Annotated in this window: 1 protein-coding gene; it reads left to right on the forward strand. The window is 48.1% G+C overall.

Translation table 11 applies throughout. The features are described 5' to 3' along the window. Positions 1–426, forward strand: a 426-nt coding sequence (locus ACG2F4_RS19445) for a transposase (RefSeq protein WP_395262602.1), incomplete at its 5' end; no start/stop codon positions are given. Positions 427–445: the final 19 nt, after the last annotated feature.

The following is a 445-nucleotide window of genomic DNA, read 5'->3' on the forward strand; positions in this document are numbered from 1 at the left end:
AGTTTGGACGGGGTCTATCAGAGCATGGATCTGACCAAAGCCAGTGTCCATGATGTTCACTATTTGAAAGATATTAAACACAGCGGGCTCAGCGATTGCCTGCTGCTGGCCGACAAGGGATATCTGTCCGGCAAGCAACAGATTGATTTGTTTTACAGTGCTGGGATTGAGCTTCAAACGCCGATGCGTCGCAACCAGCGAGGCTATCGACCGTGGCCGAAGGTGTTTAAAACCGCTCGGCGCCGGGTGGAAACGGTTTTTTCGCAGCTCTGTGATCAGATGATGCTCAAACGAAACTATGCCAAAACATTTGCTGGACTGCGAGCTAGATTGATTAGCAAAATAGCCTCTGTGACGCTATTGCAGTACATCAATTGGCAAAACGATGAACCCATTAATCGCATTAAACATGCATTGGCTGCTTAAGGTTAACCCCTAAACGCGT

The sequence above is a fragment of the Halalkalibaculum sp. DA3122 genome, from assembly GCF_043951865.1.
In the GTDB taxonomy this organism is placed as follows: domain Bacteria; phylum Bacteroidota; class Rhodothermia; order Balneolales; family Balneolaceae; genus JAMQKA01.